This is a genomic window from Streptomyces sp. NPDC030995, from assembly GCF_055571215.1.
This window is the reverse complement of record NZ_JBVIFS010000077.1, coordinates 1-3214: the sequence shown is the minus strand read 5'-3', so window position 1 is coordinate 3214 and position 3214 is coordinate 1. Positions and strand designations below refer to the sequence as shown.

Sequence of the window (3214 nt, the reverse complement as noted above, 5' to 3'; positions counted from 1 at the left end):
GCAGGGTGATGGGTGGCTGGTCGTTGTTTGAGAACTACACAGTGGACGCGAGCATCTGTGGCCAAGTTTTTAAGGGCGCACGGTGGATGCCTTGGCACCAGGAACCGATGAAGGACGTGAGAGGCCGCGATAGGCCCCGGGGAGCTGCCAACTGAGCTTTGATCCGGGGGTGTCCGAATGGGGAAACCCGGCAGTCGTCATGGGCTGTCACCCACTGCTGAACACATAGGCAGTGTGGAGGGAACGAGGGGAAGTGAAACATCTCAGTACCCTCAGGAAGAGAAAACAACCGTGATTCCGGGAGTAGTGGCGAGCGAAACCGGATGAGGCCAAACCGTATGCGTGTGATACCCGGCAGGGGTTGCGCATGCGGGGTTGTGGGAATTCTTTTGATCGGTCTGCCGGCCGGTCGGCGAGTCAGAAACCGTTGATGTAGTCGAAGGACATGCGAAAGGTCCGGCGTAGAGGGTAAGACCCCCGTAGACGAAACATCAGCGGCTTGCTTAAGAATCTCCCAAGTAGCACGGGGCCCGAGAAATCCCGTGTGAATCTGGCGGGACCACCCGCTAAGCCTAAATATTCCCTGGTGACCGATAGCGGATAGTACCGTGAGGGAATGGTGAAAAGTACCGCGGGAGCGGAGTGAAATAGTACCTGAAACCGTGTGCCTACAAGCCGTGGGAGCGTCGCCGTTGTTCTTCGGAACAACGGTCGTGACTGCGTGCCTTTTGAAGAATGAGCCTGCGAGTTAGCGGTGTGTAGCGAGGTTAACCCGTGTGGGGAAGCCGTAGCGAAAGCGAGTCCGAATAGGGCGATTGAGTTGCACGCTCTAGACCCGAAGCGGAGTGATCTAGCCATGGGCAGGTTGAAGCGGAGGTAAGACTTCGTGGAGGACCGAACCCACCAGGGTTGAAAACCTGGGGGATGACCTGTGGTTAGGGGTGAAAGGCCAATCAAACTCCGTGATAGCTGGTTCTCCCCGAAATGCATTTAGGTGCAGCGTCGTGTGTTTCTTGCCGGAGGTAGAGCACTGGATAGGCGATGGGCCCTACCGGGTTACTGACCTTAGCCAAACTCCGAATGCCGGTAAGTGAGAGCACGGCAGTGAGACTGTGGGGGATAAGCTCCATGGTCGAGAGGGAAACAGCCCAGAGCATCGACTAAGGCCCCTAAGCGTACGCTAAGTGGGAAAGGATGTGGAGTCGCAGAGACAACCAGGAGGTTGGCTTAGAAGCAGCCACCCTTGAAAGAGTGCGTAATAGCTCACTGGTCAAGTGATTCCGCGCCGACAATGTAGCGGGGCTCAAGCGTACCGCCGAAGTCGTGTCATTGCAGCAATAGGGCCAACGCCCGCTGTGATGGGTAGGGGAGCGTCGTGTGCCGGGTGAAGCAGCAGCGGAAGCTAGTTGTGGACGGTTCACGAGTGAGAATGCAGGCATGAGTAGCGATACACACGTGAGAAACGTGTGCGCCGATTGACTAAGGGTTCCTGGGTCAAGCTGATCTGCCCAGGGTAAGTCGGGACCTAAGGCGAGGCCGACAGGCGTAGTCGATGGACAACCGGTTGATATTCCGGTACCCGCTTTGAAACGCCCAATATCGAATCAGGCGATGCTAAGTCCGTGAAGCCGTTCCGGACCCTTCGGGGAAAGGAAAGTGGTGGAGCCGACGAACCAGACTTGTAGTAGGTAAGCGATGGGGTGACGCAGGAAGGTAGTCCAGCCCGGGCGGTGGTAGTCCCGGGGTAAGGGTGTAGGCCGAGGGGTAGGCAAATCCGTCCCTCATATAAGGCTGAGACCTGATGCCGAGCCGATTGTGGTGAAGTGGATGATCCTATGCTGTCGAGAAAAGCCTCTAGCGAGTTTCATGGCGGCCCGTACCCTAAACCGACTCAGGTGGTCAGGTAGAGAATACCGAGGCGTTCGGGTGAACTATGGTTAAGGAACTCGGCAAAATGCCCCCGTAACTTCGGGAGAAGGGGGGCCATCACTGGTGATCGGATTTACTCCGTGAGCTGGGGGTGGCCGCAGAGACCAGCGAGAAGCGACTGTTTACTAAAAACACAGGTCCGTGCGAAGCCGTAAGGCGATGTATACGGACTGACGCCTGCCCGGTGCTGGAACGTTAAGGGGACCGGTTAGTGACCTTTCGGGGTTGCGAAGCTGAGAACTTAAGCGCCAGTAAACGGCGGTGGTAACTATAACCATCCTAAGGTAGCGAAATTCCTTGTCGGGTAAGTTCCGACCTGCACGAATGGCGTAACGACTTCTCGACTGTCTCAACCATAGGCCCGGTGAAATTGCACTACGAGTAAAGATGCTCGTTTCGCGCAGCAGGACGGAAAGACCCCGGGACCTTTACTATAGTTTGATATTGGTGTTCGGTTCGGCTTGTGTAGGATAGGTGGGAGACTTTGAAGCAGCCACGCCAGTGGTTGTGGAGTCGCCGTTGAAATACCACTCTGGTCGTGCTGGATGTCTAACCTCGGTCCGTGATCCGGATCAGGGACAGTGTCTGATGGGTAGTTTAACTGGGGCGGTTGCCTCCCAAAGGGTAACGGAGGCGCCCAAAGGTTCCCTCAGCCTGGTTGGCAATCAGGTGTTGAGTGTAAGTGCACAAGGGAGCTTGACTGTGAGACCGACGGGTCGAGCAGGGACGAAAGTCGGGACTAGTGATCCGGCGGTGGCTTGTGGAAGCGCCGTCGCTCAACGGATAAAAGGTACCCCGGGGATAACAGGCTGATCTTCCCCAAGAGTCCATATCGACGGGATGGTTTGGCACCTCGATGTCGGCTCGTCGCATCCTGGGGCTGGAGTCGGTCCCAAGGGTTGGGCTGTTCGCCCATTAAAGCGGTACGCGAGCTGGGTTTAGAACGTCGTGAGACAGTTCGGTCCCTATCCGCTGTGCGCGTAGGAATATTGAGAAGGGCTGTCCCTAGTACGAGAGGACCGGGACGGACGAACCTCTGGTGTGCCAGTTGTCCTGCCAAGGGCATGGCTGGTTGGCTACGTTCGGGAGGGATAACCGCTGAAAGCATCTAAGCGGGAAGCCTGCTTCAAGATGAGTATTCCCACCTCCTTGAGAGGGTAAGGCTCCCAGTAGACGACTGGGTTGATAGGCCAGATGTGGAAGCCCGGTAACGGGTGAAGCTGACTGGTACTAATAGGCCGAGGGCTTGTCCTCAGTTGCTCGCGTCCACTGTGTTAGTTCTGAA

1 rRNA gene is annotated in these 3214 nt (G+C 56.6%); it reads left to right on the top strand.

The annotated features are described in order from the left end of the window. The first annotated feature begins 59 nt into the window (after positions 1-59). A 23S ribosomal RNA gene (locus ACZ45T_RS39130) occupies positions 60-3183 on the top strand. Positions 3184-3214: the final 31 nt, after the last annotated feature.